This window comes from Ancylobacter sp. Lp-2, assembly GCF_020523795.1.
In the GTDB taxonomy this organism is placed as follows: domain Bacteria; phylum Pseudomonadota; class Alphaproteobacteria; order Rhizobiales; family Xanthobacteraceae; genus Ancylobacter.
Map to the genome: position 1 here is coordinate 373,267 of NZ_JAJALI010000003.1, position 26,362 is coordinate 399,628.

At 68.2% G+C, this 26,362-nt stretch carries 31 protein-coding genes and 1 tRNA gene; 17 read left to right on the forward strand and 15 right to left on the reverse strand.

Translation table 11 applies throughout. From position 1 onward, the window contains the following. Positions 1 to 34: 34 nt before the first annotated feature. Together LGR54_RS10040 and LGR54_RS10045 are read right to left on the reverse strand one after the other, a co-directional pair. The gene (locus LGR54_RS10040; RefSeq protein ID WP_230361825.1) at positions 35 to 370 is read right to left on the reverse strand and encodes a DUF1491 family protein; all 336 of its coding nucleotides are present in this window, start codon (positions 368 to 370) and stop codon (positions 35 to 37) included. Positions 371 to 379: 9 nt separating this feature from the next. Continuing rightward, the gene (locus LGR54_RS10045; RefSeq protein WP_230361826.1) at positions 380 to 1,039 is read right to left on the reverse strand and encodes a peptidoglycan-binding protein; all 660 of its coding nucleotides are present in this window, start codon (positions 1,037 to 1,039) and stop codon (positions 380 to 382) included. 232 nt (positions 1,040 to 1,271) lie between these two features. Between LGR54_RS10045 and LGR54_RS10050 the strand changes: the two genes are divergently transcribed. After that, a complete protein-coding gene (locus LGR54_RS10050; protein WP_230361827.1) occupies positions 1,272 to 1,796 on the forward strand; it encodes a DUF5330 domain-containing protein in 525 nt (174 codons plus the stop codon). Positions 1,797 to 1,856: 60 nt separating this feature from the next. After that, the gene (locus LGR54_RS10055) at positions 1,857 to 2,285 is read left to right on the forward strand and encodes a SufE family protein (RefSeq protein ID WP_230361828.1); all 429 of its coding nucleotides are present in this window, start codon (positions 1,857 to 1,859) and stop codon (positions 2,283 to 2,285) included. Here the strand turns inward: LGR54_RS10055 and LGR54_RS10060 are convergent. Further along, the gene (locus LGR54_RS10060; protein ID WP_230361829.1) at positions 2,271 to 2,849 is read right to left on the reverse strand and encodes a DUF6456 domain-containing protein; all 579 of its coding nucleotides are present in this window, start codon (positions 2,847 to 2,849) and stop codon (positions 2,271 to 2,273) included. The two genes, LGR54_RS10055 and LGR54_RS10060, sit on opposite strands and share 15 nt — an antisense overlap. Beyond that, entirely contained in the window at positions 2,839 to 3,189 is a 351-nt protein-coding gene (locus LGR54_RS10065; RefSeq protein WP_230361830.1) for a helix-turn-helix domain-containing protein, read from the reverse strand. Before LGR54_RS10065 ends, LGR54_RS10060 begins: the two co-directional genes overlap by 11 nt. Before the next feature lie 152 nt (positions 3,190 to 3,341). Between LGR54_RS10065 and LGR54_RS10070 the strand changes: the two genes are divergently transcribed. Then, positions 3,342 to 3,722: a hypothetical protein gene (locus LGR54_RS10070; RefSeq protein WP_230361831.1), complete on the forward strand. Its 381-nt coding sequence runs from the start codon at positions 3,342 to 3,344 to the stop codon at positions 3,720 to 3,722. Positions 3,723 to 3,912: 190 nt separating this feature from the next. Here the strand turns inward: LGR54_RS10070 and LGR54_RS10075 are convergent, their stop codons facing one another. Then, the gene (locus tag LGR54_RS10075; RefSeq protein ID WP_230361832.1) at positions 3,913 to 4,332 is read right to left on the reverse strand and encodes a MucR family transcriptional regulator; all 420 of its coding nucleotides are present in this window, start codon (positions 4,330 to 4,332) and stop codon (positions 3,913 to 3,915) included. A gap of 413 nt (positions 4,333 to 4,745) precedes the next feature. On the opposite strand from LGR54_RS10075, the gene msrB reads away from it, so the two are divergent. Both msrB and LGR54_RS10085 read left to right on the forward strand, forming a co-directional pair. Next, on the forward strand, positions 4,746 to 5,177 hold the full coding sequence (gene msrB / locus LGR54_RS10080; RefSeq protein ID WP_230361833.1) for a peptide-methionine (R)-S-oxide reductase MsrB: 432 nt from the start codon (positions 4,746 to 4,748) through the stop codon (positions 5,175 to 5,177). Then, positions 5,174 to 7,330 (forward strand): S9 family peptidase, encoded by a 2,157-nt coding sequence (locus tag LGR54_RS10085; protein ID WP_370638176.1) that lies wholly within the window; start codon positions 5,174 to 5,176, stop codon positions 7,328 to 7,330. The genes msrB and LGR54_RS10085 overlap by 4 nt, the downstream gene beginning before the upstream one ends. 64 nt (positions 7,331 to 7,394) lie before the next feature. Here LGR54_RS10085 and LGR54_RS10090 read toward each other — a convergent pair whose 3' ends face one another. Next, a complete protein-coding gene (locus LGR54_RS10090) occupies positions 7,395 to 8,426 on the reverse strand; it encodes a hypothetical protein (protein ID WP_230362096.1) in 1,032 nt (343 codons plus the stop codon). Positions 8,427 to 8,750: 324 nt separating this feature from the next. On the opposite strand from LGR54_RS10090, the gene LGR54_RS10095 reads away from it, so the two are divergent. Beyond that, a complete protein-coding gene (locus tag LGR54_RS10095; RefSeq protein WP_214011349.1) occupies positions 8,751 to 9,347 on the forward strand; it encodes a superoxide dismutase in 597 nt (198 codons plus the stop codon). 95 nt (positions 9,348 to 9,442) lie between these two features. Here LGR54_RS10095 and LGR54_RS10100 read toward each other — a convergent pair whose 3' ends face one another. Both LGR54_RS10100 and LGR54_RS10105 read right to left on the reverse strand, forming a co-directional pair. Continuing rightward, entirely contained in the window at positions 9,443 to 9,799 is a 357-nt protein-coding gene (locus tag LGR54_RS10100; RefSeq protein WP_230361834.1) for a hypothetical protein, read from the reverse strand. A 63-nt stretch (positions 9,800 to 9,862) separates the two neighbouring features. Further along, the gene (locus tag LGR54_RS10105; RefSeq protein ID WP_230361835.1) at positions 9,863 to 10,849 is read right to left on the reverse strand and encodes a zinc transporter ZntB; all 987 of its coding nucleotides are present in this window, start codon (positions 10,847 to 10,849) and stop codon (positions 9,863 to 9,865) included. A 172-nt stretch (positions 10,850 to 11,021) separates the two neighbouring features. Between LGR54_RS10105 and LGR54_RS10110 the strand changes: the two genes are divergently transcribed. After that, positions 11,022 to 11,414, forward strand: a complete 393-nt coding sequence (locus LGR54_RS10110) for a hypothetical protein (RefSeq protein WP_230361836.1) — start codon at positions 11,022 to 11,024, stop codon at positions 11,412 to 11,414. A 67-nt stretch (positions 11,415 to 11,481) separates the two neighbouring features. Here the strand turns inward: LGR54_RS10110 and folK are convergent, their stop codons facing one another. Both folK and folP read right to left on the reverse strand, forming a co-directional pair. Continuing rightward, complete coding sequence (gene folK, locus LGR54_RS10115) at positions 11,482 to 12,015, reverse strand: 2-amino-4-hydroxy-6-hydroxymethyldihydropteridine diphosphokinase (protein ID WP_370638177.1); 534 nt, start codon at positions 12,013 to 12,015, stop codon at positions 11,482 to 11,484. Continuing rightward, the gene (gene folP / locus LGR54_RS10120) at positions 12,005 to 12,883 is read right to left on the reverse strand and encodes a dihydropteroate synthase (RefSeq protein ID WP_230361837.1); all 879 of its coding nucleotides are present in this window, start codon (positions 12,881 to 12,883) and stop codon (positions 12,005 to 12,007) included. Before folP ends, folK begins: the two co-directional genes overlap by 11 nt. 152 nt (positions 12,884 to 13,035) lie before the next feature. On the opposite strand from folP, the gene LGR54_RS10125 reads away from it, so the two are divergent. The 3 genes from LGR54_RS10125 (at position 13,036) to LGR54_RS10135 (ending at position 17,104) form a co-directional block, all read left to right on the forward strand. After that, positions 13,036 to 14,682, forward strand: a complete 1,647-nt coding sequence (locus LGR54_RS10125; RefSeq protein WP_230361838.1) for a helicase HerA-like domain-containing protein — start codon at positions 13,036 to 13,038, stop codon at positions 14,680 to 14,682. Positions 14,683 to 14,723: 41 nt separating this feature from the next. Next, positions 14,724 to 16,106 (forward strand): dipeptidase, encoded by a 1,383-nt coding sequence (locus tag LGR54_RS10130; RefSeq protein ID WP_230361839.1) that lies wholly within the window; start codon positions 14,724 to 14,726, stop codon positions 16,104 to 16,106. A 137-nt stretch (positions 16,107 to 16,243) separates the two neighbouring features. Beyond that, a complete protein-coding gene (locus tag LGR54_RS10135; RefSeq protein WP_230361840.1) occupies positions 16,244 to 17,104 on the forward strand; it encodes a branched-chain amino acid aminotransferase in 861 nt (286 codons plus the stop codon). Positions 17,105 to 17,197: 93 nt separating this feature from the next. Here the strand turns inward: LGR54_RS10135 and LGR54_RS10140 are convergent, their stop codons facing one another. After that, positions 17,198 to 17,401 carry a CsbD family protein gene (locus tag LGR54_RS10140; protein ID WP_214011340.1) on the reverse strand — a complete coding sequence of 68 codons (204 nt, stop codon included), beginning with the start codon at positions 17,399 to 17,401 and terminating at the stop codon, positions 17,198 to 17,200. A gap of 93 nt (positions 17,402 to 17,494) precedes the next feature. On the opposite strand from LGR54_RS10140, the gene meaB reads away from it, so the two are divergent. From meaB to LGR54_RS10155, 3 genes are all read left to right on the forward strand, one after another. Continuing rightward, on the forward strand, positions 17,495 to 18,496 hold the full coding sequence (meaB, locus tag LGR54_RS10145; protein ID WP_230361841.1) for a methylmalonyl Co-A mutase-associated GTPase MeaB: 1,002 nt from the start codon (positions 17,495 to 17,497) through the stop codon (positions 18,494 to 18,496). Between the two features lie 104 nt (positions 18,497 to 18,600). Then, the gene (locus LGR54_RS10150) at positions 18,601 to 18,993 is read left to right on the forward strand and encodes a response regulator (RefSeq protein WP_230361842.1); all 393 of its coding nucleotides are present in this window, start codon (positions 18,601 to 18,603) and stop codon (positions 18,991 to 18,993) included. Next, positions 18,990 to 19,625, forward strand: a complete 636-nt coding sequence (locus LGR54_RS10155) for a peptidase C15 (RefSeq protein WP_230361843.1) — start codon at positions 18,990 to 18,992, stop codon at positions 19,623 to 19,625. The genes LGR54_RS10150 and LGR54_RS10155 overlap by 4 nt, the downstream gene beginning before the upstream one ends. Here LGR54_RS10155 and LGR54_RS10160 read toward each other — a convergent pair. Both LGR54_RS10160 and LGR54_RS10165 read right to left on the reverse strand, forming a co-directional pair. Next, entirely contained in the window at positions 19,603 to 19,950 is a 348-nt protein-coding gene (locus tag LGR54_RS10160) for a cytochrome c (protein ID WP_370638188.1), read from the reverse strand. The genes LGR54_RS10155 and LGR54_RS10160 overlap by 23 nt on opposite strands. A gap of 122 nt (positions 19,951 to 20,072) precedes the next feature. Continuing rightward, positions 20,073 to 21,311 (reverse strand): sorbosone dehydrogenase family protein, encoded by a 1,239-nt coding sequence (locus tag LGR54_RS10165; protein WP_230362088.1) that lies wholly within the window; start codon positions 21,309 to 21,311, stop codon positions 20,073 to 20,075. 361 nt (positions 21,312 to 21,672) lie between these two features. On the opposite strand from LGR54_RS10165, the gene LGR54_RS10170 reads away from it, so the two are divergent. Together LGR54_RS10170 and LGR54_RS10175 are read left to right on the forward strand one after the other, a co-directional pair. Next, entirely contained in the window at positions 21,673 to 22,599 is a 927-nt protein-coding gene (locus LGR54_RS10170) for a sulfite exporter TauE/SafE family protein (protein ID WP_230361845.1), read from the forward strand. Next, entirely contained in the window at positions 22,596 to 23,402 is an 807-nt protein-coding gene (locus LGR54_RS10175) for a TIGR02186 family protein (protein ID WP_230361846.1), read from the forward strand. Before LGR54_RS10170 ends, LGR54_RS10175 begins: the two co-directional genes overlap by 4 nt. A 17-nt stretch (positions 23,403 to 23,419) precedes the next feature. Here LGR54_RS10175 and LGR54_RS10180 read toward each other — a convergent pair whose 3' ends face one another. Then, on the reverse strand, positions 23,420 to 24,850 hold the full coding sequence (locus tag LGR54_RS10180) for an AtzE family amidohydrolase (protein WP_230361847.1): 1,431 nt from the start codon (positions 24,848 to 24,850) through the stop codon (positions 23,420 to 23,422). Continuing rightward, a complete protein-coding gene (locus tag LGR54_RS10185) occupies positions 24,847 to 25,050 on the reverse strand; it encodes a DUF4089 domain-containing protein (RefSeq protein WP_230361848.1) in 204 nt (67 codons plus the stop codon). Before LGR54_RS10185 ends, LGR54_RS10180 begins: the two co-directional genes overlap by 4 nt. Positions 25,051 to 25,223: 173 nt before the next feature. Here LGR54_RS10185 and LGR54_RS10190 point away from each other — a divergent pair. Beyond that, positions 25,224 to 25,300 (forward strand) — tRNA-His (locus tag LGR54_RS10190). Positions 25,301 to 25,922: 622 nt separating this feature from the next. Beyond that, positions 25,923 to 26,234 (forward strand): hypothetical protein, encoded by a 312-nt coding sequence (locus tag LGR54_RS10195; protein ID WP_230361849.1) that lies wholly within the window; start codon positions 25,923 to 25,925, stop codon positions 26,232 to 26,234. The last annotated feature ends 128 nt before the right edge of the window (positions 26,235 to 26,362 follow it).

The window sequence follows — 26,362 nt, forward strand, 5'->3', positions numbered from 1 at the left end:
TGAGGACCGGGCTCGACCCGAGACCGGGCCGGCCTCAGGCAAGGTCGAGGAAGCTGCGCCCCTCGCGATCCTCGATCTCGACGAACCACAGATCCGGGTCGAAGCGGATTTCCTTGACCATCCGCTCTTCCGCCTCGACCTCCGCCCGGTCGGCCGGCACGAGAACGACAAAGCGGCGCTCGGGGCTGACCTCGTCGTCGAGGGAGGGTGGCGCCGGGCCGTAAAGCGCCGCCTTGCCGTCCAGGCTGGCGACCTTGACGAAGGCCGCGCCGGCCTCCTCGGCGCCGCGGCGGCGCACGGCGGCAAAGGCCCCCACCCCGTTGGCGCGCCGGATCAGGGCGGAAACCCAGATGGCGCTCTTCAGGCGCATGCCGCTCCCCTACTGGATCGAGAAACCGGCAACGGCGTTGAGTTCCTTCACCAGCCGGTCGGAGATCTGACCGGTCACCGGCAGGCGGCGGTCGCGCTCGAAATCCTTGATCGCCTTTTCGGTCGCCTCGCTGGCGCGCCCGTCGATGCGGATCGGCCCGTAGCCGAGGCGGGCCAGGGCCTTCTGCACCTCGACCATGCGGGCGGACACCGCCACCTCGGCCGGCGGGCGCACCGGCGCGGCGGCAGCGGCCGCAGCCGCCTGAGCGGCGGGCGCGGCGGGCTCGACCTTGGCGACTGGCTTGGGCACCGGCGGCTTGACCGGCGGCAAGGGCATCGCGACGGCCGCCGGCGCGGAAGCCGGGGCCGCAGCCGGCATGGCGTCGGTATCGGCACTGCGGGCGACGGGCTTTGCGGCGGCGGCCGGGGCCGAGGGCGCCGGGCGTGACGCCGCCGGTGCGGGAGGCGGAACCGGCGTGCCGTTGCTCTCGCGCCGCCCATCCTGGAGCACGAAGGCATTGGCGATCACCGCCGCGCTGGCGGCAGCGGCCACGACCACCATGAACAGGTCCGAGCGCCGATGCTTCGGACGTTCGGGCACGACCAGAGCGCGCTGCGCGCCGAGGTCGATTCCATCCACGAGAAGGTCGCTCGCATAAGATCGCGGCATCCCGTACTCCCCAGCCTCCGGCCCTGCCGGCCGGCCTCCCACGGCGCCGCTGCCGGCACCTGAGCGGCCATGATGCCGCCGGCGTGCTTAACCGCAGCTTTACGCAATCTAACGATTTTGCCGGATCCCGACACCGGTTGTGCAACGTCTGCGCGTTATGCTGGGGAAAGATGGGCGAGAAAGGGCGTACGAGGAACGCCGGCCGCGCCCATCGCAAACGAGAGACGGGGCGATGTTCTTCCTTCTGCGTGTCGCGTTCTGGTTGACGCTCGTACTGATCCTGCTGCCGTCCATTCCCGGGCTGCAGTCGTCGCAGCCCCATGCCCCGGCTCCGGCTTCCACCGCCGGCTCCGCGCCGGTCGATCCCCTGCAGGCGCTGTCCGCCGCCGGTTCGGCTATGTCGGACGCGCGCGGCTTCTGCGATCGCCAGCCGCAGGCCTGCGCCATCGGCAGCGAGATCGCCACCACGCTCGGCACCCGTGCCGAGGCCGGCGCCCGGCTGCTGCTGAGCTATATCGGCGAGCAGATCGCCGAGCAGAAGCGCAAGGTCGCCGAGCGCGCCAATGCCAACGCCCCCGGCGATACCCTCACGGCGCACGACCTCAGCCCGGCCTGGCAGGCGCCGGGGTCCGGCGACGGCGGCACCCGCGCCGAAGCCGACAACTCCACCATCTTCGGCCCGCCAGTAGGCGCCCCCGCAGCGGCTCCCGCCACCGCGACGCCGGCGGTACCGACGCCGCCGCGCCGGCCGAGCTGACGGCAGCCATTGCGCTCGGGCAGGTCGCGCCCCTATATGCGCCCTGAGGGACGCCGCGACATGACCATGACCATCGACGACATCATCGACGATTTCGAGCTGCTCGATAACTGGGACGACCGCTACCGCTACCTGATCGAGCTCGGTCGCAAGCTACCGCCCTTCCCGGAAGCCGAGCGGTCGGAGACGACCAAGGTGCAGGGCTGCGCCAGCCAGGTGTGGCTGGTGAGCGACCTGTCGGCGGGAGCCGACGGCCCCCGCCTCGCCTTCATCGGCGATTCCGACGCGCATATCGTGCGCGGCCTCATCGCCATCCTGCTGGCGCTGTATTCCGACAAATCGGCCCGCGACATACTCGGCATCGATCCCGCCGCCGTGTTCGACCGGATCGGCCTGCGCGACCATCTCACCCCGCAGCGCTCGAACGGCCTGCGCTCCATGGTGGAGCGCATTCGCGCCGACGCGCGCGGCGCGCTAGCCACCGTCTGACCGCCCCGCCTCCCCCGACTCTGGCGCGCTCCAGCTGCGGATCTGCGCCCGCGCCGGCCCGGTGACCTCCCGCGACAGGCCGTAGTGACGGGCCAGCCGGTCGAGGCCGAGGCCCAGCACCACCTTGCCGGAGCGCGCCGGCCAGCCCCGCTCCTGCTCGACCCGCTCGATCCCCTTGAGGAAGCAGCACACGTCGAGCAGCGTGCCGGAGAATTCCGGCCCGACGACCTCCATCGCCTTCGCCACCCGCTGCTTGGCGGCCAGCGCCGCCTCGCCGGAAGCCAGCCCCGTGCGCGCGGCATGGCGCGCCGGCCCGCGGCCGATCCCGCTCCAGTCGGCGGTGGTGCGCGGCATCATCTGCGCGCGGGTGAAATCGGCCCGCAGCCGTTCTCCCGCCATCAATTGCACCGCGTCGATGAAGCCGCGCCCCTCGCGGCCGCGCCGCCGCGCCAGCCAGGCGAGCGGGCTCTCCGTGAGATCGACCTCCACCTGGTGGCGCTGGCCCTCGATGATGATGTCCAGCCGCTCGACGATCCGGCCCGCCGCCATGTGCTCACCCGCCATGACCGGCCTCCGTCGCGCGGCGCAGTCGTCGCTCCAGCCCATCGATCCAGTCGTCACAGCGGCGGTCCTCCCGACGCTCCTCGATCTGGCGGCACGCATGCGCGACGGTGGAGCGGTGGCGGCGGAAGTCCCGCGCCACCCGACCCATGGTTTCGCCGAGGCCGACATGGGCGAGATACATGGCCAGCGCGCGGGCGGAGGCGCTGGCACGCCGCCCCCTTCGCGTCTGCAGGAGGTCATGAAGCGGCACGCCGGCGTTTTCGGCCGCGAGGCGGGCGGCCAGCAGGCTGACATGGCCCATTGGACCGGCGGTCGGAAGGCTAGGGAGAAGCGGCGCCATGAGGACATACCCTTGATTGCAGGAATTTAAACCTACACTCAAAAGATGAACATAACAACCTGGCCGTGCCGCATGGCTTCCGCACCGCACCGGGCATCGCCCCGCGCGGTGCCAGCAACCAACTTATCCGCCTTTCTCCGCATGGCATCACAATGAGCGTGCTCACGGAGATGCCCATGCGATACTCACAACCAAGGCGTGCAACCCTGCGCGCAAGCCGCGACCACGATGCCGCCGAGGCGATCGCCGCCCGGGTCGCGGCGCTCAGGCCGTTTCTCGGCCCCGACATCGGCGAGCGGCGCACCCGTCTCGCGCGCCTGCTGCGTATCGAGCGGCGCGCCGCCCTCAGCGGCATCGGCTACGATCCGGCGCGCCATGCGGCTCTGCGGCGGCTTGAGGCCGAGACGGCAGCCGAATTGAGCCGGCGAGGCGCCGGCGCGCCCGCGTCATGCCGACGCACGGCGCCTCCTCGGGACGGCAGCTTCCATCCCGCTCCGCCGGGTGGTGCACGCACGCCCCGCGCGGCGTCCTGACGCGGCCGCTGGCGACGTCAGCGAGTTGCCCCTGCCCAACCGCATGGCCGCACGATTCGCTCGCCCCTCCGGCAGGGTCGGGGCCACCCGCCATGCGGCGTCGCAAATGAAAAGGCCGCCGCGTAACGCGACGGCCTTGATCGAATCGTCGGGCCGGGCCCTCGAGCCACGGCCCGGATGCCAGCGGCGCTCAGGCGGCGCCGCGCCGACGCTGCTGGCCGAGCCCCATCTGCTTGGCCAGCTCCGAACGCGCCGCCGCGTAATTCGGCGCCACCATCGGGTAATCGGCCGGCAGGCCCCACTTCTCGCGGTACTGCTCCGGTGTCATCCCGTACTGGGTACGCAGATGGCGCTTCAGCGACTTGAACTTCTTGCCGTCCTCGAGACAGACCAGATAGTCCGGCGCGATCGACCGCTTCACCGACACCGCCGGCTTCAGGGGTTCGGCGGCCGGCTCCTCGGCCACCTTGCCGAGAGACTGCAGCGCCGCGTGCACGTCGCCGATCAGCGACGGCAGGTCGTTCGACATCACCGCATTGTTGCTCACATAAGCGGAGACAATGTCAGCGGCGAGTTCAATATATTTCTCGATATCAGTATTTTCGCTCATGAGTCGTTCTTTTTCGACAGGTCGACAGAAAAGACGCCGACCATCCACCCACCACGACATCGGCCTTAGGACGAACCCACACGACCATCAGCAGCCATATGCGTTTCTAACCTTTTTAGATAAGGTTGTCTTTAACCGACATCAAGAACTTTCGAATTTGATTCGAACTTTAGTCGCTCATCGCATGTGTTGTCGCCCGTCATCGGACGATACACCGCACCCTCAACTGAATGTGTTCACCCGAGCGAAACCCCGCGCCGCTCGACCCGACAGATATATCGCATCGGCGACGGAGTTTTGATGAATTTCCGGTAAGGTAGCCTGTCGTCGTCGCGGAGCCTTCGTCTCCTCGGCGCGGCTTGAAGGCGGCGGGTCCGACGCTTATGTCAGGGGCGTTCAGCAGGAAGGCCGATATGGACGAAACCGCCCCCCGCCCCAAGGTCGTGAAGACGGAGGCCGAGTGGCGCGCCCTGCTCACTCCCGAGCAGTTCCGCGTCACCCGTGGCCACGGTACCGAATGCGCCTTTACCGGCCCGCATCTGTCGCAGAAGGAAGCCGGCACCTATAGCTGCGTGTGCTGCGGCGAGCCGCTGTTCCACTCCTCGGCGAAGTTCGAATCCGGCACCGGCTGGCCGAGCTTCTTCCAGCCGGTCTCGAAGGACGCCGTCACCGCGATCCATGACCACTCGCATGGCATGCACCGCATCGAGATTCGCTGCGCCAGCTGCGACGCGCATCTCGGCCACGTCTTCCCCGACGGGCCGCGCCCGACCGGCATGCGCTTCTGCATGAACGGCGTCGCCATGACGTTCCGCGCCGACGCCGGAAGCGAGAACGCCCGGTGAGCGTCGACCTCCCGGCGGAGGCCGCCCACGCATCTCACCACGCCCCCCTCGTGCGCCAGTTCCATGGCGAGACGCTGGTCGATCCCTATGCCTGGCTGCGCGCCGACAATTGGCGCGACGTCATGCGCGATCCCTCCCTGCTGGCGCCGGACATCCGGGCGCATCTGGAGGCGGAGAATCAGGCGGCGGACGCCTGGTTCGCCCCGCAGGCGGATCTCTGCCGGACGCTGGTGAAGGAAATGCGCGGGCGCATCAAGGAGGACGATTCCTCCGTGCCCTCGCCCAATGGCCCGTTCGCCTACTACACGCGCTTCCGCGAAGGCGGGCAGCATCCGCTCTTTTGCCGCATCCCGGTGGAGGGCGGCGAGGAACAGCTGCTGCTCGACGGCGATGCGCTGGGGAAGGAGCCGGCCTATTTCAGCTTCGGCGACATCCAACCCTCGCCGGATCACCGCCTGGTCGCCTGGACCGCCGACAGCGCCGGCTCGGAATATTACACGCTGCGGCTGCGCGACCTCGCGACGGGTACCGATCTGCCCGACGTGGTCGAGGAGACCACCGGCGACGTGCTGTGGAGCAACAGCGGCGCCTATCTCTATTACATCCGCCGCGATGCCGAGCACCGGCCGAGCTTCGTCTATCGCCACGCGCTCGGCACGCCGCCGGAAGATGACGTGCTGATCTATGAGGAGCCGGACAAGGGCTTCTTCGTCTCGCTGGGCCGCACCCAGTCGGAGCGCTTCGGGCTGATCTCCTGCGGCGACCACGACACCAGCGAGGTGCACCTGGTCGACCTCGATGCGCCGCTGGAGCCGCCGCGCCTCGTCGAGCCGCGCGAGCCCGGCCTGCGCTACGGCGTCGAGCACCACCCTTCCATCGACGGCGTGGAAAGCCTGGTCATCGAGACCAATGCCGACGGCGCCGAGGACTTCAAGATCGTCACGGCCCCGATCCTGTCTCCCGGACGGGCTCATTGGCGCGATCTGGTGCCGCACCGTGCCGGCCGGTTCATCCTCTCCCAGAGCACCTTCCGCGATCATCTGGTGCGGCTGGAGCGCGAGGATGGCCTGCCGCGCATCGTGGTGCGCACCCTGGCCGATGGCGCCGAACACGCGGTCGCCTTCGCGGAGGAGGCCTATTCGCTCGGCTTCGACCCAGGCCACGGCTTCGACAAGACGCTGATCCGCTTCACCTATTCGTCGATGACCACCCCGGCGGAGGTGTGGGATTACGACGTCGCCTCGCGCGAGCGGGTGCTGCGCAAGCGGCAGGAGGTGCCCTCCGGCCACGATCCGGCCCGCTATGTCACCCGGCGGCTGATGGTGGAGGCGAAGGACGGCGCGCGCGTGCCGGTGTCGCTGCTGTTCTCCCGCGACACGCCGCTCGACGGCAGCGCGCCCTGCCTGCTCTATGGCTATGGCGCCTACGGCATCTCGATCCCCGCCGGCTTCTCGACCTCGCGGCTGTCACTGGTGGATCGCGGCTTCGTCTATGCCATCGCGCATATTCGCGGCGGCACCGAGAAGGGCTGGCGCTGGTACCTCGACGGCAAGCTCACCAGCAAGACCAACACCTTCCACGATTTCATCGCCGCGGCCGACCATCTGGTCGAAGCCAGCATCGTCGCGCCCGACCGCATCGTCGCCCATGGCGGCTCGGCCGGCGGCATGCTGATGGGGGCGGTGGCCAATCTGCGCCCGGACCGGTTCGCCGGCATCGTGGCGGAAGTGCCGTTCGTCGACGTGCTCAACACCATGCTCGACGACACGCTGCCGCTCACCCCGCCGGAATGGCCGGAATGGGGCAACCCGATCACCGATGCGGAAGCCTTCCGCTTCATCCGCGCCTATTCGCCCTATGACAACGTCGCGGCGACCGACTACCCGGCGATCCTGGCGCTGGCCGGCCTCACCGATCCGCGCGTCACCTATTGGGAGCCGGCGAAATGGGTGGCGAAGCTGCGCGCCACCCGCACCAACGACGCGCCGCTGCTCCTGAAGACCAACATGGATGCCGGCCATGGCGGCGCCGCCGGCCGCTTCGACCGGCTGGAGGAGACCGCGCTGGTCCACGCCTTCGCGCTGGCCGCCGCCAAGGTGACGGACACCATGGCGGATGTCGCGGCGAGCGCCCTGGCGGATACCGCCCGCTGACGAAAAAGGGCGCCGCGACCCTCGTCGCGGCGCCCTGTCGGTCGATGCCTCTTTCCGGCGAGGTTCAGCCCGGACCGGCGCCGGAGACGTGGTCGCGAAGATCCTGAAGCGAGGCGAAACGCAGCGTGCCATCCGGCAGCTCGGCCTCGATCGAACCGTCCGAGAACAGCTTGTAGGCCATGCCGCCGATGACGCCGGCCTTGAGCACGGTGATCCCCGGCGGCTCGCTCGGCGGCTCGTCGGTCGGGTCGGAGACATGCAGGAAAGCCGGCGGCGCGCCCGGCCCCTCGTCGGTATCGGCGGCGGCCGGGGCTGTCTCGGGCGGCTTCGGCTTTGCGATCTTCGGCTCGGGCGCCGGTGCCGCCGGCTTGGCGGCCGGTTTGGGCTCGGCCGGCGGCTTCGGCTTGAGGAAGTCCGGCATGGCGGGCCTGGGCTCCGCCGCGGCAGGCTTGGTGTCGACCGGCTTGGTGTCGACCGGCACCGGCTCGGGCTCGAGCAGGTCCGACAGTTCGAACGGCGGCAGTTCCGGGCTGTCCGTCGCCAGCTCGGCGAGATCCGGCTCCGGCGCCGGCTCAACCGGGGCCGGTTCGGGCGCACGCTTGCGCCGGAACCAGGACGGCAGACCGCCTGAACTCTCCTTCGCGGGCGCAGGCGCGGGAACGCCGGACGCGGGAAATTCGGGGCCCGGCACGTCGGGCTCGGCCGGCAACACCGCAACGGGCGGCTCCGGCGGCTGCGCGGCCGCCTTCGGCTCGGAAAGCCGTGCCGGCGGCTCGAAGGGCGTCACCGCCGCGGGCGCCGCGCGGGTGTAATCCTCATGCGCGTCGTCATGGGCCGCCACCTGCCGGGCATGCTCGCCCTCGTAATACTCATCGGCCTCCACATGCACGACGCCGTCGAGCTTCAGGCCGATGTCGATCAAGGCGCGATGGACGAAGCCGAGCGCAAGCAGCAGCAATCCGCCGACAAAGCCGAGGGTGCCGACGATGACGAGCGCGGCCCCGGAAGGTTGTGCCAGGGATTGCACGCCGATCAGTCCGACCACGACGCCGATCGCGCCGATCACCAGACCGATGCCGATGATGATTGCACCCATAAAAACACTCCGCCGGGCTGATTCGCGACCAGCCCTCCTTGCATTCTAACTTATGCCGCGGACCGCTTTTACGAAAGCTCGCCACATTTACCAAGATGCTTTGCTTTCGCGCCGCTGTCGGCTCGTCGCCGAGCCGGTTGTCCACCTGCCGGAAATTCTTCCCAGGGAAATGCGGACTCGCCATGGCTTTCGGTTGTCCCCGGCGGCGGACCGCCCTATCTAGTCACGTCGATCTCTTTTCGGTGCGCACGCACCTTTGGGAGGAAGCCGCCCGGCGCTCGCTGCCGAGGCGGGAGCCAGATTTACATTGCGGAGACAGAGTCGATGTCCTTCACGCTTCCTGATCTGCCTTATTCCTATGATGCTCTCGCGCCCTATATGTCGCGCGAGACGCTTGAGTACCATCACGACAAGCACCACCTCGCCTATGTGAACAACGGCAACAACCTGCTGAAGGGCACCGAGTTCGAGGGCAAGTCGCTCGAGGAGATCGTCAAGGGCTCCTACGGCAAGAACCCCGGCCTGTTCAACAACGCCGGCCAGCACTACAACCACCTGCACTTCTGGAACTGGCTGAAGCCCAATGGCGGCGGCGCCATCCCCGGCGAGCTCGAGAAGAAGATCGTCGAGGATCTCGGCTCGGTGGAGAAGTTCAAGGAAGACTTCATCCAGGCCGGCGTCACCCAGTTCGGCTCCGGCTGGGCGTGGCTGGCGGTGAAGGACGGCAAGCTGATCGTCGCCAAGACCGCGAACGGCGAGAGCCCGCTGGTCTCCGGCGCCACCCCGATCCTCGGCGTCGACGTGTGGGAGCACTCCTACTACATCGACTACCGCAACCGTCGTCCCGACTACCTCAAGGCGTTCGTCGAGAACCTGGTGAACTGGGACTACGTCGCCGAGCTGTATTCCAAGGCCGTCTGATCCGGCCGGAAGGCTTCCAGCCTAAAGGCTTCCAAGGCGTCGGCCCCACCGGGCCGGCGCCTTTTTCATGCCCGCCCTCTTAGCCCCGCGCGGCCTCAGCCGGCATAGGGCCGGCGCGGCCTCGGCTGGTTGCTGATCACGCAGTAATCGTTCCAGAAATTGTACTGGTAGGTCGACCGCCACTGATACAGCCAGTTGTCGCATTCGCCCCGGCTCTTGAAGCAGCCTTCCACCGTGCGGGTCTGGATCTGCTCCTGGAAGGTGCCCCATTGCCGCTGGCCGGTGAAATGGCCGTACCAGAGCTTCGAGGCGGGTATGGTCTGCGCCATCACGGCGCAGTTGCCCCCCGGAAAGGCGCCGGTGAACTCATAGGCCACGGCACCGCCATCCGGCACCGCCACGGCCGCGACGCCGAGCCCGGCGGCGACGGCCATCATCGACAGCTTGTTCATCTCGCGCCTCGCGCTTGAATCCGGCGCCTCGCGCCGCGGCACCATTGTAACGCTGCGGCAGCCTCAGAGCCACCGCACCCAGCGGAACAGCCCGACCATCGCCACGCCGGCAATCCCGGCCAGCGAGGTGACGGCCCAGAAGCCCACCGGATCGTCGGAGCCGGGAATGCCGCCGACATTCATCCCCATCAGGCCGGTGATCAAAGTGAGCGGCGCGAAGATCACCGTCACCGCCGCCAGGATCTGCATGGAGCGGTTCATCTGCTCGGCGCGACGTTCTACCATCTGATCATAGATCACCGCCGCACGGTCGCGCACCGAATCCAGCTCTTCGGCGAAGCGCGTCACCCGGTCGCCGGCCTCGCGCAGCCGGTTGCGGTCGCGCACCGTCATCCACTCGGCATCCTCCAGCGAGAAATGGTTCAGCGCCTCGCGCTGCGGGGCGATGTAGCGCCGCAGGATGATCGCGACGCGCCGCAGCTCCGACACGCGCTGGCTGAGATTGGTGAGGGTGGCGCTCCAGACATTCTCCTCCAGCTCGTCGGCCTGCTCGGCCAGCGCGGTGATCACCGTGTCCATGCGGTCGACGAGGCGCAGCGACAGGTCGGCGATGAACTCGCCCGGCGTGCGCGGCGCCCGCCCGCGCGCCAGCGCGTCCTCGAAATCGGCCAGCGCGGACAAGGGATAGGTGCGCACCGAGATGATGCGCTTCGGTTCCACCCAGAAGCGGATCGAGTGCATCTCGTCCGGCAGCGAATAGGGTTTGAAGTTGATGCCGCGCAGATTGAGGAAGGCGCCGGAATCGAACAGCACGCAGCGCGGGCGCGTCTCCTCGGCGGTCAGCGAATCGGCGATGCCTGGCTCGATGCCGGCATCGGCCTCCAGCCAGGGCTGCTGGCGACGGTCCATCAGTTGGAGATGAATCCAGATGAAGCCGCGCTCGCCGACCGCGCAGCCCGCGCGCAGTTCGGCCCAGCCGACCTTGCGCGCCCCACCTGCGCCATCGAAGGCCCAGGCGGCGATGAAACCCTCGCTGTCATAGTCCGGCACCGGCCACCTCCCCGCTCGCGGGATGAACGCTGGATGAACGAGCCCGAAGGATTGCGTTCAGTTCGATGAACCTTTTGCAACAACGGGTTCAGATTGAGTTAGGGCGAGGAGCACTAGTGTCCTTTCCATCGACAGGCCGATCCCCGGCCGACACCGAGATGCAGAGGTCGTCATGAGCCGCTTCGCTCACAGCACCAAGATCGCCGCGATCGCCCTCGCAGGCGTCGCTCTGGCCAGCGCTCTCCCCACCCCGTCCCAGGCCCGCGACCACAATAACGGCGCCGCCGTGGCGGCCGGCGTGGTCGGTGGCCTCATCGTCGGCGGCCTGGTCGCCGGCGCGGCCAGCAACGCTTATGGTGGCGGCTATGGCGGTGGCTACTACGCCCCGCCCCCGCCGCCGCCCCGGGCCTATGCCCCCGGCCCGGCCTATGCCTACGGCCCCGGCCCCGGATATGGCTCCGGCTACGGCTACCGGCCCCACCGTCCGCGCTGCTGGACGGAGACCCGGACCTTCTACAACAATTGGGGACGCGCCTATTACCGCGACGTCGAGGTCTGCCGCTGAGTTGCGTAGAAGCGACAGGTCCTGACGGAACGAAAGGGCGACGGAGCGATCCGTCGCCCTTTCGACGTCAGGCCGCATCGGCGACCCGCACGATGCCGGATGTATCGAGCCCGGCCAGTGCGTCGCGGATGCGCACGCCGCCGACGGCGAGCTCCGGGGCGATCTCGGCCAGCGGCAGGAGAGCAAAGGCGCGCTCCATCATGCGCGGATGCGGGATCTCCAGATCCGGCTCGTCGATCTTCTCGTCGCCATAGATCAGGATGTCGATGTCGATCCGGCGCGGCCCGAAGCGCACCTCGCGGGTGCGGTCACGCCCGAAGGCGTGCTCGACGCCGAGCAGCATGTGCAAAAGCTCGCGCGCCGACAGCTCGGTCTCGATGGCGACCACCAAATTGAGATAGGGCCCCTGCGGCACCGGCCCCCAGGGCGGCGTCTCGTAGAGCGAGGAGCGCGACAGGATGCTGACGCCGCCAGTGCGGGCGATCAGCCCCACCGCCTTCGCCATGGTCTTCGCCCGGTCGCCCAGATTGGAGCCGAGGCAGAGATAGGCGACGTGCTTTTCGACCGGACGCGGCCGGCGGATGAAGAATTCAGGCGGCACCTTTGATGGCCTCCGTCACGCGGGCGGCCTGCACATGCGCGGCGACGTCATGCACGCGAATGATCGCGCAGCCGGCCATGATCCCGATCACGTTGGAGGCGATGGTGCCCGGCAGCCGCTCGGACGGCGTCGCCACCACCACCTTGCCGATCAGCGATTTGCGCGAGGTGCCGAGCAGCAGCGGGAAACCCAGTTTCACGAAGTCGCCGAGATGCGCCAGTGCCGAGAGATTCTGCTCGAACGTCTTGCCGAAGCCGATGCCGGGATCGAGGCTGACGCGGTCGGAGCGGATGCCGGCCCGCGCCGCCCGCTCCAGCGCCTTGTCGAAGAAAGCCAGCATGTCGTCGACGATGTTGATGGAAGGGTCCACCTCGGCCCGGTTGTGCATCACCACCACGCCGGCGTCGAAGGCGCTCGCGACCCGCGCCATCTCCGGATCGCCCATCAGTCCCCAAATGTCGTTGACGATGTGGGCGCCCGCCTTCAGCGCGGCGTCGGCGACCTCAGCCTTCTGGGTATCGACCGAGACCGGTACGCCGAGCCCGACGATCTCGGCCAGCACCGGCAGCACGCGGCGCATCTCCTCGTCGGCGGGAACCGGGGTGTGGCCGGGCCGGGTCGATTCGCCGCCGATGTCGAGGATATCGGCCCCATCCGCCACCAGTCTGGCCGCATTGGTCACCGCATCGTCCAGTGCGGCGCTGCGTCCGCCGTCGGAAAACGAGTCCGGAGTGACGTTGAGAATGCCCATCACCAGCGTGCGGCCGGCATAGTCCAGCCGCCGGCCGCGAGCGTCGAACACCGTCTGGCCCGGCGGCGGAAGGGAGGTTTCGAAGGCGTTCGACGGGGCGGACAAGGGGGCGGACATGGCGGTTTCTCACATTTCCCCTCAAATTGCGCGCCGCGCCGGCGAAAGCAAGACGCCGGTAGCCATCTCCGACAATCTGCGCAGGTCCCGCTTGCCGAACGCCCTGCCCCCGCGCTCTATAGGCGGCGCGGAATCCACCCGAGGAGACCAACATGACCGGGGATGTCGACGGCAAGATCCTGGTGGGACGTTCGGAAAAGCCCGAATATCTCACGCTCAAGCTCGCCAACCGCCACGGCCTCGCCACCGGCGCCACCGGCACTGGCAAGACGGTGACGCTGCAGACCCTCGCGGAAGGCTTTTCCCGTGCCGGCGTCCCGGTCTTCGCCGCCGACATCAAGGGCGACCTCTCCGGCGTCGCCATGAAGGGCGACGGCCAGGACTGGATCGTCAAACGCTGCCAGGAGATCGGCGTCGACTATGCCGCCGACGAGTTCCCGGTGGTGTTCTGGGATCTGTTCGGCGAGCAGGGCCATCCGGTGCGCGCCACCGTCACCGAGATGGGCCCGCTGCTATTGGCCCGGCTGATGAACCTCAACGACGTGCAGGAAGGCGTGCTCAACGTCGTCTTCCGCGTCGCCGACGAGCACGGGCTGCTGCTGCTCGACCTCAAGGACCTCCGGGCGATGCTCGCCTTCGTGGCCGAGAACTCCGCCAAGCTCACCACCACCTATGGCAATGTCTCCTCCGCCACCGTCGGCGCCATCCAGCGCTCCCTCTTGGTGCTGGAGAACCAGGGTGCCGACAAGTTCTTCGGCGAGCCGGCGCTGAAGATCACCGACCTGATGCAGGTCGAGCGCCGCTCCGGCTATGGCACCATCAACATCCTCGCTGCCGACAAGCTGATGGGCTCGCCGCAGCTCTACGCCTCCTTCCTGCTCTGGCTGTTGTCGGAACTGTTCGAGCAGCTGCCGGAGGTCGGCGACCCGGAGAAGCCCAAGCTGGTGTTCTTCTTCGATGAGGCGCATCTCGTCTTCGACGAGGCGCCCCGCGCGCTGCTGCAGAAGATCGAGCAGGTGGTCCGGCTGATCCGCTCCAAGGGCGTCGGCGTCTATTTCGTCACCCAGAACCCGCTCGACGTGCCGGAAACCGTGCTGGCCCAGCTCGGCAACCGGGTGCAGCACGCGCTACGCGCCTTCACCCCCCGCGACCAGAAGGCGGTGAAGGCGGCGGCCGACACGTTCCGGCCCAACCCCGCCCTCAACACCGCCCAGGTGATCACCGAGCTCGGCAAGGGCGAGGCGCTGGTGTCGATGCTGGAAGGCAACGGCACGCCCGCCATCGTCGAGCGCACGCTGATCTGCCCGCCGGCCGGCCGGGTCGGGACGGTGACGCCGGAAGAACGCGCCGCCATCATCGCCCGCAGCCCGCTGCGCGGCGTCTACGACCAGTCGCTCGACCGCGAATCCGCCTTCGAAATGCTGGCCAAGCGCGCCGAGGAAACGCAGGCCGACGCCGATGCCGGCAAGCCCGCCCCCAACGCCCCCGCCCCCACCGAGGCCGGCACCACGTCCGGCGGCGGCTGGATCAGCGACGTGCTCGGCGGCATCTTCGGCACCCCGTCACGCGGGCGCATGAGCGTCGGCGAGCAAGTCACCCGGCAGGTCGCCCGCGAAGTGACCAATCAGGTCACCAAGGCGATCCTGCGCAACGTGCTCGGCGGGCGTTCGCGCACCACCCGCGCTGTTTCCTCGACGCCGGCGCGCAGTTCGTCCAGCAGTTCGTCGAGCAAGGCGAGCTCCGGCGACGACTTCTCGCAGATCTTCGACGACTTCTCCGGGAGCGGCGGCCGCAAATAGGCAGCCTCCCTTCGCCTTCCTTCCAGTCCGAGACCCCAGCCATGTCCGATCTCGACCGCGTCCTCGCCGCTGTGGATGCCGATCTCGATGCCAGCCTCGAACGCCTGTTCGCCTTCCTGGCCATCCCCTCCATCTCGACCGACCGCAGCTACGCGCCGGACTGCCGCAAGGCCGGCCAGTGGCTCGCCGACGACCTCGCCGGCCTCGGTCTCGCGACCCGGCTGAACGACACGCCGGGCCATCCCATCGTCACCGGCACGTCGAGCCTCGGCGCCGCGCGACGCGTGCTGTTCTACGGCCATTACGACGTGCAGCCGGTCGACCCGCTGAACCTGTGGGAGAACCCGCCCTTCGAGCCGAAGATCGTCGAGGGGCCGAACGGGGTGAAGCGGATCGTCGCCCGCGGCTCATCCGACGACAAAGGCCAGGTGATGACCTTCGTCGAGGCCTGCCGTGCCTATCTCAAGGTCACCGGCACCCTGCCGGTGGACGTCACCATCATGGTGGAGGGCGAGGAGGAGAACGGCTCCGGCAACCTGCCGCCCTTCCTCGAAAGCCACAAGGAAGAGCTGAAGGCCGATGTCGCCCTCGTCTGCGACACTAGCATGTGGGATGCGAAGACCCCGGCCATCACCGTCTCGCTGCGCGGGCTGATGCATGACGAAATCGTCGTCACCTGCGCCAATCGCGACCTGCATTCCGGCTATTACGGCGGTGCCGCTGCCAACCCGCTGCATGTGCTGTCGACGATCATCGCCGCCGTGCACGGGCCGGACGGCCACATCGCGATCCCCGGCTTCTATGACGGCGTCGTCGAGCCGCCGGACGAGGTGAAGGCGCAGTGGAACGCGCTCGGCATGACGTCCGAGAGCTTCCTCGGCCCGATCGGCCTGTCGCAGCCGATCGGCGAGAAGGGCCGCTCGCTCGTGGAGATGACCACCTCGCGCCCGACCTTCGAGGTCAACGGCATGTGGGGCGGCTATATCGGCGAGGGCTCGAAGACGGTGATCCCCTCCATCGCCACCGCCAAGATCTCCTGCCGCCTCGTCGCCGGCCAGGATCCGATCCACGTCCGCGACGCGGTCCGCGCCTTCGTGCGCGCCCAGCTGCCCGCCGACTGCTCGGTGGCATTCCTCAGCGGCGAAGGCTCGCCCGCCGTCGCCGTCTCGCACGACAACCCGAATCTCGCCAAGGCGACCGCCGCGCTCAAGGACGAATGGGGCAAGCCTGCTGTGGTCATCGGCGCCGGCGGCTCGATCCCGATCGTCGGCCATTTCAAGAAGACGCTGGGCCAGGACGCGCTGATGATCGGCTTCGCGCTCGATGACGACCGCATCCATTCGCCGAACGAGAAATACGACCTCACCTCGTTCCACAAGGGCATCCGCTCCTGGGTGCGCATCCTCGCCGCGCTGGCGAGCTGAGCGCCCCTCGCCGAAAGGACAGGCTCCGCCGAAAGGACGAGGAAAAGCGGCGGCTGCCGCCTCGATCTTTCGCTATGGTGCGGCCTCGACGGATGTTCGACTGACACGTGTTCGACTGACGTTTGGGAGTGCATGAGATGATCGGTGAGTGGTCGCAGACCTGGACCTTCCTGGACGGTGCCTGGCACGAGGGCAACGTGCCGATCATGGGCGTGCGCACCCATGCCGCCTGGCTCGGCACCTCGGTGTTCGACGGCGCCCGTGCCTTCGAGGGCGTGACGCCTGATCTCGACCTGCATTGCGCTCGTATCAACCGCTCGGCGCTCGCCATGGGGTTGAAGCCGGTCGTCTCGGTCGAGCGCTGGATGGAGCTCACCGCCGAGGGGCTCCAGCGCTTCGCCCCGGACGCGGCGCTCTATATCCGGCCGATGTACTGGGCCGAGTTCCCCGGCGCGCGCACCGTCGATGCCGATGCGGAGTCCACCCGCTGGTGCCTCAGCCTCTACGAGGCGCCGATGCCGGCGGCGGAGCGCGGCACCTCCATCACCCTGTCGCCGTTCCGTCGGCCGACGGTGGAATGCGCCGTGACCGATGCCAAGGCCGGCGCGCTCTATCCCAACAACGCCCGCGCCCTGGTCGAGTGCAACCGCCGCGGCTTCGACAATGCGGTGCTGTGCGACATGCTCGGCAACGTGGCCGAGCTCGCCACCGCCAACATCTTCATGGTGAAGGACGGCGTCGCGCTCACCCCGGCCGCCAACGGCACCTTCCTCGCCGGCATCACCCGCACCCGCACCATGGGGCTGATGCGGCAGGCCGGCATTGAGGTGGTCGAGGCGTCGCTGCGCTGGGACGACTTCAAAGCCGCCGACGAACTGTTCACCACCGGCAATTATTCCAAGGTCTCGCCGATCACCCGCATCGAGGATCGCGAACTTCAGCCGGGTCCGGTGTTCCGTCACGCCCGCCAGCTCTATTGGGACTTCGCCCACAGCTGAGACCGGTCGACCGGCGCGGCCCGCCAATCGAAACGGCCGGGACGATGCCCGGCCGCCGCCTGTTGCGAATGATGCCGTGGCCGGCGCGTTCGATCACATCTTGTAGCGGCCGCTCCACTCGTCGACCTGACGTTTCGCCTCGTCCTTGGCGATGCCGTAGCGCTCCTGCAGCACGCCTTCGAGTTCCTCGCGCTTGCCGTGCAGGCGGTCGAGGTCGTCATCGGTCAGCTTGCCCCATTGCTGGCGCACCTGGCCCTTGACCTGCTTCCAATTGCCTTCGATACGGTCCCAGTTCATGGCGTTTATCTCCGTTGAAACATTGGGTTGCCGTGCCTCGTCAGGCTCGGCTGCGGCTGCTAGCATCCCCCCGACAACGCCCGGGACCTGATTTTGATCCACGCGCCCGCCCTCCCTTCCCTCGACCAACTCGTCGATGGCGTGCGCGCCGGACGGCGGGCCGTGTTGGCGCGCGCGATCACCCTGGTCGAGTCGCGCAAGCCCGCCCACCGTGCCCTGGCCGAGCAATTGCTGCAGGCGCTGCTGCCCTTCACCGGCGCGGCCTTGCGCGTTGGAATCACCGGCGTCCCGGGGGTCGGCAAGTCGACCACCATCGATTCGCTCGGAACCATGCTGACCGGCAAGGGCCATCGCGTGGCCGTGCTGGCGGTCGACCCGTCCTCGACCCGCACCGGCGGTTCCATTCTCGGCGACAAGACCCGCATGGCCCGGCTGGCGGTCGACGCACACGCCTTTGTGCGTCCCTCGCCCTCGGCGGGCACGCTCGGCGGCGTCGCCGCCCGCACCCGCGAGACGCTGCTGCTGTGCGAGGCGGCCGGCTATGACGTGGTGCTGGTGGAGACGGTCGGCGTCGGGCAGTCCGAAACCGCCGTCGCCGACATGACCGACACCTTCCTGGTGCTGATGCTGCCGGGCGCCGGCGACGAGCTGCAAGGCCTGAAGAAGGGCATCCTCGAACTTGCCGACATCGTGGCGGTGAACAAGGCGGATGGCGACGGCCTCATCCGCGCCCGCGCCGCCGCCGCCGAATACCGCGCCGCGCTGCAGGTGCTCGGCGTGCGCGAGCCGCATTGGTCCACGCCGGTGCTCGCCTGTTCCGGCCTCACCGGCGAGGGGTTGGAGACGCTGTGGCAACAGGTCCAACTACATGGCGAACGGTCGCAACAGGCCGGCGCCTTCGCGGCACGGCGCAGCGCCCAGCAGGTCCGGTGGATGTGGACGCTGCTCGACGAGCGCATCCGCGAGCGCATCCGCACCGATACGACGCTGCGGGACGAGGTGCCGACGATCGCCGCCGAGGTGGCGGCCGGCCGGCTCGCCCCCGGCCTCGGCGCCGCCCGCATCGCGGCGCGGCTTGGGCTTGAGCCGACCTGAAAAAGGCGGGATGCTCGGTTCACTTCTGTACAGTCTCCCGAACCGCCGAATGCTCAGATGGGCAATGGCGCTCCGGGCACGATGACGGGGCGATGGGAGCCACGATGGAAAATGACAACCGGCTCGCCGGGCGAGGTATCTTCGTCGTCGAGGACGAGCCGTTGGTTGCGCTGATGATCGAGGCCATGATCGAGGAACTCGGCGCGGTGGTGATCGGCAGCGCCCGGCGCCTGCCCGATGCGCTCGATTTCGTCGCCGCGCGCCATCGGGACATCGACGTCGCGCTCCTCGATCTCAATCTCGGCGGCATCGCCAGCTACGACGTCGCCCAGGCTGCCACCGACCAGGGCATTCCGGTGGTTTTCTCCACCGGCTATGACGATGAGGCGATCAGCGAACCCTGGCGCAGCCGGCCACTGCTATCCAAGCCCTTCCATCTCGCCCAGCTCGAGGACGCGCTTGCGCTGGCGGTCGCCGCCCGCGTCGGGCGCGAATGAAGGCGGCACGCATACCGCATATTCTCGTCACCGGCTTCGGCCCGTTTCCCGGTGCGCCGGCCAATCCGGCCGCCGGGCTCGCCCGCGACCTCGTGCGACTGCGGCGCCCGACGCTGGCCGGCACCCGGCGGAGCCTGCGGCTCCTGCCGACTATTTGGGAGGAAACCGCGGGCTTCCCACACGTCCTCGACGCCCTCGCGCCCGACATCGTGCTGATGATCGGCCTCGCCGCCCGCCGCCGGACGGTGTCGGTCGAGCTCTTGGGACATAACCGCACGCGGCTCTTTCCTGACGCGGCGCGGCGCCACCCACCTGGCCCACGCTTCGAGGCCGGCGACGCCGCGACCCGCCGTTGCAGCGCCGCTCCGGCCCCGCTGCTGTACGCGCTGGCCGCCGCGGGCGTGCCGGCCCGGCTGTCGCGCGATGCCGGCGGCTATGTCTGCAATGCCCTCAGTTGGAGCGCCTATGGCTGGGCGCAGCGGGACGCACGGATGCCCCTCGCGGTCTTCGTGCACATACCCCGCCCGCGCGCCAATGGTCCGCTCGGCCGCGCCCGCCTGCTGCGCGGCCTCGGTAACCTCATGGTGGCGCTGGTTGCCCAGCACCGGCTTAGGGCGGCGTCTGCACGCTGATCTCGATCGAGGCGTACCAGGCGGCGAAATTGGCGATGTCGTCGTCGGACAGATCCTTGGTCACGACCGTCATCATCTCGTTGACCCGCTTGCCGGAGCGGAACTCCTCGAGCGCCTTGGCGAGATACATCTCCACCTGACCGGCGAGGTTCGGCGCTTCCGGGTGCTGCGATAGGCCGTTGGTACCGTGGCAGACGGCGCATTGTTGGCTGGCCTTGACCCGGCCGGCGGCGGCATCGCCGGCCTGAGCCGGGACACCGGAGAGAACCGCGCCGCCGATTGCCAGCGAACCGAGCACCCGCGGGCCGAGCGCCGCTCGCGCCATGGCCTGGAAAACAAGACGAGCCGCCGCGACCGGCGGCCGGCTCCAGATCCGCATCATGAATGGCTTTCCATGCTTGTCGGGAAGGAACCGCGGCGGCATCCGCCGCGGTCCGGGTGTCGCCGTCACTCGCCGTAGGAGATGCGATAGATCGCGCCGGACGTATCGTCCGAGACCAGCAGCGAGCCGTCATTGAGTTGCGCCACCGAGGCCGGGCGACCGAGATATTCGCCGTTCGGCGTCAACCAGCCTTCGGCGAACGGCTCGCTCTTGCCGGCGGTGCCGTCCTCCTTCACCTCGGTGAACATCACCCGCGCGCCCACCGGCACGGTGCGGTTCCACGAGCCGTGCTGCACCGAGAACACGCCGCCGCGATACTTCGCCGGGAACTGGCTGCCGGTGTAGAAGGTCATGCCGAGATCGGCGGCATGCGCCACCATCTCCACCTGCGGCTTCACCGAATCCGCCGGCGGCTCCTTGTCCTTGTACTCGACCGTGCGCACCGAGCCGCCGCCATAATAGGGGAAGCCGAAGGTCTGGCCGGCCTTCTCGGCGCGGTTGAGCTCGCCGGGCGGGATGTCGTCGCCCATGCCGTCGACCTGGTTGTCGGTGAACCAGAGCGTCTTGTCCTTGGGGTTGAAGTCCATGCCGACCGAATTGCGGATGCCCCAGGCGTAGACCTCGCGGTTCTTGCCGTCGCGGTCCATCTTCACGATGCCGCCGATGCCGACCTTCTTGTAGAGGTCGTATTTCTCCGGCGCGAATACGTTGAAGGGCTGGCCGAGCGTTATGTAGAGCTTGTCGTCCGGCCCGATGCGGCAGACGCGCGCGGTGTGGTTGTAGGACTCCTCTTCCTTCGGAATGAGATCGCCCTGCTTCACCACCTGGAAGGCCGCCACGTCCGGCCCCTCGTAGAAGAACTCGGCGGCGGGGAACAACAGCACGCGGTTCTGCTCGACGATGTACAGGAAGCCGTCCTTCGAGAAGCACACGCCATGTGGCAGCTTCATCTGGATCGACGGCGCGAAAGGCTTCACTTCGTCGGCGACGCGGTCCTTGTCGCGGTCGGTCACCGCCCAGACCTTGCTCTTGCGGGTGCCGACAAACACCACGCCGGCCGACGGCCCGACCGCCATCTCGCGTGCATCCGGCACGATGGCGTAGAGCTTGATCTTGAACCCGTCCGGCAGCTTGATGCCGGCCAACGTCTTGTTAAAGGCCGCTACCCGCGGCCCGTCCTGCGGCACCGCGGGCATTTCCTGCGTACCGGTGGACTGGAAGTTCGACAGCTTTTCCAGATTGTCGGTGGCCTGCGCACGCGCGGCGCCCTGGCCTACCCCCACCAGCAAGGCGCCGGCCAGCATCGTCGAGCTCAGCAGCGCGCGCAGGCGCCGGCCCGTTCCATAGGTCGTCATGCAGTATCCTCCCAAGCATCCGGGCCTCGTCCGGGCCCGTTCCGCAAGGTCAGTATTACTATGATCCGGAGAAATGGAAGTCCAATTTACGCAAGATATACTCTGTAATAATTTATACACTGCTGCGATGCGGAATAATAATGAAATATATCCAATATCGATGCTTCCGGCCACCTGGCGATGCGCCCGCCGCAAGCCGGTGTCGGGCGACGCGCGGACCCGTTCCGGCCCATGGATCCCTCATCACCTGTTAGTGGAAATCTGCTAAGCGGGAAGCACGCTTACTTCCCCTGTCCGAGACCCGACACGCGTGACCATCTATCTGCCGATCGCCGAACTGCCGGTGAACATCTTCACCCTGCTCGCCCTGGGCATCGCGGTGGGCTTCATTTCCGGCATGTTCGGGGTGGGCGGCGGCTTCCTGATGACGCCCCTGCTCATCTTCCTCGGCGTCGCGCCGGCGGTGGCGGTGGCGAGCGTGTCGACCCACATGGCCGCCTCGTCGCTCTCGGGCACGCTGAACTATCTGCGACGAAGGCTCGTGGACGTGCAGCTCGGCCTCGTGCTGCTGGCCGGCGGCCTCACCGGCACGTTGACCGGCGTGCTCGCCTTCATGCTTTTGCGTCGCTTCGGCCAGCTCGATCTGTTCATCGCCCTCTCCTACATCGTGCTGCTCGGCACCATCGGCACGCTGATGGTGATCGAGAGCCTCAGGGCGCTGCTGCGCAACTGGCGCGGCGAACCGGCACGGGTCCGCCGCCCGGGCGCGCATCCGTGGTTCCTGCGCATGCCGTTCAAGATGCGCTTCCGTCAGTCGCGCATCTATGTCTCGATCATTCCCGTGGTCATCATCGGCTTCACCATCGGCTTTCTCGGCGCGCTGATGGGCATTGGCGGCGGCTTCCTGCTGGTGCCGGCGCTCATCTACCTGCTGCGCGTGCCGACGCTGACCTCGGTCGCCACCTCGCTGATGCTCACCCTCGTCACCATGGCGGCAGCGATCGTCATGCATGCGGTGCTGAACCAGACGGTCGACGCCGTGCTGGGGCTGGTGCTAATGGTCGGCGGCACCATCGGCGCGCAGTTCGGCGCCCGTGCCGGCCAGGCGATGAAGGCGGAAAATCTGCGCCTGCTGCTCGGCCTGCTGGTGCTCGGCGTCGGGTTGCGGGTCGCCGCCGACCAGATCCGCCAGCCTGCCGACCTCTATGCCGTCACCGTCGACGAGGCGAAGCGGTGAGGCCCGCCACGCGCCTCGCCCGGCTCGGCGCCCTCGCGCTCGGAATCGGCCTGTTCGGCGTCATGGCCATCGCGAGGGTACAAGCCCAGCCGGCCCCGGAACGACAGGGCCTTGTCCTGTCGCTGTCCAAGGCGCGGGTGACGATCACGTCCAGCTTTTCCGGCGACAGCATCGTGCTGTTCGGCGTCGTGCCCGACGACCTCGGCGGCGCGACACCGGACGTGGTGGTGACGGTACGCGGGCCGAACGGCAGCTTCGTCACCTGGAAGAAGGCCCGCCGCTTCGGCCTGTGGACCAATGCCGAGAGCCGCTCCTTCCTCGCCGCCCCCGCCTATCTCGCCGTCCTGAGCACCCGGCCGCCGGCCGAGATGGCGGAAGCCGACACGCTCCGGCAGGAGCAGGCCGGTCTTGCCAACAACCGCTTTGTCCAGCGCATCGGCACCGATTATGCCGACGTGGTGCCCGGCGACCCGTTCCGTCAGGCGTTCCTGCGGGTGAAACAGACGCAGGGGCTGTATTTCGAACGCCCCGACGCGGTGGAGTTCATCGCCCCGCACGTGTTCCGCGCGGTCATCCCGGTTCCCGGCATCGCCCCCATCGGCACCTATGAGGTGCAGGTGAAGCTGTTCGAGAATCGCGAGCTCGTCGCCCGCGGCCGGCTGCCGCTGGAGGTGGCCAAGGTGGATTTCGAACAATCGGTCGCCACCGCCGCGCAGCACTATCCTTTGCTCTACGGTCTTGCCACCATGTTCGGTGCGCTGGCCGTCGGCTTCGTCGCCAATCTGGCGTTCCGCCGCGACTGATCGCCGGCCCGCACGCTCTAGACCACCGGCTCCGGCGCGTAGGCGACGCCCGCCACCTCCAGAGCCCGCGCCGCCCGGAGCGCCGTGTCCTCCCGCCACGGCGCGGCGATGAGTTGCACGCCGATCGGCAGCGGCCCGCCGCCGGGAATCGGCGCCGCCACCACCGGCAGCCCTATGAAGGAAATCGGCTGGGTGTAGATACCGATATTCGGCCGCACCAGCATCTCCTTGCCGTCGAGCACGAAGGTAGCCTGCCCGCTGCGCGGCGCCGGCACCGGCGTCGCCGGCGCGATCAGCACGTCGAACTCGGTGAACAGCTCCAGCGCCCGGTCGTGGAACCAGCGGCGGAAGTTCTGCGCCTTGACGATCATTCCTGCCGGCAGCACCGCTCCGGCAAGCAGGCGCTCGCGCACCGCCGGATCGAAGTCCGCCGGCCGATCGCGCAGCCGATCGCGGTGCAGCGCTGCCCCTTCCGCCATGGTGATGACATAGGCGCTGGCCCGCGCCCGCTCGACCTCGGGCAGTTCGACGATCCGCGTGGCGTCGAGCGCGGCGGCGGCGCGAGCGACCGCATCATAGGCCTGCGGTGTGCCTTGCCGGGCGAACCAGCCACCGAGGATACCGACGCGCAGTCCGCCGGCACCGCGCGTGAGTTCCGGCAGCGTCGGCCGCGCCTCGATGTCGGCCACGGCCGGATCGTCCGCATCGGCGCCGACGAGCGCGTCATAGGTGGCGGCCAGGTCGGCGACGGTGCGGGCAAAGGGGCCGAGATGGTCGAGGCTCGCCACGAAGGGGAAGCTGCGCGCCCGCGACAGCCGCCCATAGGTCGGCTTCAGCCCGAAAATGCCGCAGAACGAGGATGGCACCCGGATGGAACCGTTGGTGTCGGAGCCAAGCGACAGCGGCACCAGCTTGCCGCCCACCGCCGATCCCGAACCGCCGGACGAGCCGCCCGACATATGGCCGAGGTCGTGCGGGTTGCGGGAACTGCCGGCATGCACATTCTCGCCGGTGAAATCATAGGCATACTCGCCCATGTTGAGCGCACCGAGACAGATCGCGCCGGCGGCCACCATCCGCTCCACCAGCGTCGCATCCCGCCCTGCCGGCGGCCGGTCGGCGTTGATCTTCGAGCCGGCCAGCGTCGCCAGCCCCTTGAGGTCGAACAGGTTCTTCACCGCGAAGGGCACGCCGGCGAGCGGGCCGAGCGCCGCGCCCGCCGCCCGCGCCGTATCGACGGCATCGGCTTCGGCCAGGGCCCGCACCGCGGTGACATGGGTAAAGGCGTTCAGATGCGGATCGACCGCCACGATCCGAGCCAGCGTGGCCTCGCAAATGGCGCGGGCGGAGACCCGGCCGGCGCGTACCGCCTCGGCGATGGCAAGTGCCGGCCCGGCGGCAAGTTCGGCGATGGTGGTGGGCGAATGCTCGGTCACGGTCGCGTTCATGGCCGATACACCGGCGCCGGTTCCGCCTCGTCGGGGAGCGGGAAACTCTCCACCAGCCGCCCCATGGCGAGCGCCGTCTCCAGGTGCATCAGCACGCGTGGCCGCAACCCGCTCTCCAGCGGCAGGCCGGCCAGCGCCAGCGCCGCATCGAGATAGGCTTCGAGATCGCCGGGCTTCCCACCCGTCCGGTCGTCCGTCACGTCCGCCTCCCTGGCGCCGCTCCGGCGCCCGTCATCCAATTCAGGAAACGTGCCACGCGAGCGCAGGCGCGGCGAGGCGCGGTGGGACGTCTATCCCAAGGATTTTGCGCGCGAGGGCTTGGCGCCCTTGCAAAGCGCGGTTCGCCCGATTAGGTTCCGCGCCATTCTGGCATGCAGGTGTAGCTCAGTTGGTTAGAGCGCCGGTCTGTGGAACCGGAGGTCGGTGGTTCGAGCCCACCCACCTGTACCACCAAAAAAGCCTGCGATATCAATCACCTACATTGAGATAGCTGTCATAAGTCGGTGGTTTTGGGGCGAAAGCCAGCTTGCGCGCCGGCCGTTGTTTTTCAACGCTTTCCCGCGCACTGCCAAAAGTCCATGCAACACGGATTCGGGGCATGTTCGCGGCGCGTTCCCCGAGCCGCCCTCGAATCCGCCGGGACCCAATTTCTCGACATCAACGACGGCGCGGCCGGGAAAAGGGCCGTGGTGGGGGGCGTGGGGATAGCCCTGGACCAAGACAAGCGGACGGGGCATGGAGGGCCGCCCATCCCTCACCGTCCGTGCTATGCTGAAGCTGGACGGAAAGTCGGACGAAGCCAAGCGCTCGCAATTGCGGCGTTGGCGCAGAATCAATCTTCACCCTCGCCGCAGTCGGTCAGAAGCGGTTGGTGCTCGACAGGCGTCAATGGCCATCTCGTTCGCAACCAGCAGGGCCTTATGGCGGCCCGCGGACGCCGGCGCAGGTGGCGATAGCCTCGTCGACAACGATGTCGGCGATGTGTTTGGGATGTCCCTGTTCGGCCATAACGCCCTCCTGACCTCATGTTGGAGCAAAAAAGAACAATCCCGATCTGGGTAGGGGGAGGAACATGTCGACGCTCTATCCGTTGGCTATGGGGAAGGAGGAACTCGCCATGCCGATCCTCGACCACATGCACACAGCCGAAGCCGTCGCCATCCCGGTCGTCCGCGTCCGGGCCGGCTCTGCCGTCTTCGATATCGACAGCCTCGATGAAGCCCTGTCGTTTGCCCAAGCCCATCCGCACCCGAGAGGTGACTATGACGGCCTTCTACACCGTCTGGAGAGCGCTACCGATGCGGAGGACGTCATGGAGGCCGGCCACGCGTTTCGTTGGTGGGCGGAAACCAACAACATAGTGGCTGGCCCCGTGCGCTACTGACCTAAAGGCCCCGCCAGTTCCCGCCGTTGCATGGTCTTTGGCACGGCGCCGGCCGCATCGCTCCCAGAGAGAAGGGGCGTGACGCTGTCTCTCAGCCACGACCAACTCCCGGCACCTGAAGAGGAGAC